Origin of the sequence: Bowmanella yangjiangensis (genome assembly GCF_017255015.1) — a bacterium.
In the GTDB taxonomy this organism is placed as follows: Bacteria; Pseudomonadota; Gammaproteobacteria; order Enterobacterales; family Alteromonadaceae; genus Bowmanella; species Bowmanella yangjiangensis.
This window is the reverse complement of record NZ_JAFKCS010000586.1, coordinates 1-459: the sequence shown is the minus strand read 5'-3', so window position 1 is coordinate 459 and position 459 is coordinate 1. Positions and strand designations below refer to the sequence as shown.

Here is a 459-nt window from a genome sequence, read left to right as displayed (position 1 = left end):
GGCCATCCCCAAGAACGCCTGGATCGTCGACGCCATCCCCTTGACCGCGGTGGGCAAGACGTTCAAGCCGGCACTGCGCTTCGACGCCATCGCCCGCGTCTACCAGAGTGACCTCGCCGAGCTGCATCCCGCCATCCGCGTCGAGGTGCTGAGCGATGACCAGGCCGGGCAGCTGGCCCATGTCCATGTGCCGAACCAGGACGAGGCGCTGGCATCGGCCATCGGCGAGCGTCTGGCCGGCTACGCCGTCGGCCACCGCATTCATTTCGCGCCGTGATCTCGAGCACACACGAACAGGCATCAGTTAACAGCTTCGCACCGAGGTACAACCATTGGTCGGTGAGGCTTTGCCCGAGCATTGCCAGGTCTGCGACCCGAGAATAATGTCGAAGATTATTCGTGGACATGACAGGGAGCGTTGGTTTTGCCTTCCGGCCTTATTGCCCGGTCTGGCACGAC

At 63.0% G+C, this 459-nt stretch carries 1 pseudogene; it reads left to right on the top strand.

The features are described 5' to 3' along the window. A pseudogene (locus tag J0A65_RS25790) lies at nucleotides 1-277 on the top strand (hypothetical protein); the annotation flags it as partial. Nucleotides 278-459: the final 182 nt, after the last annotated feature.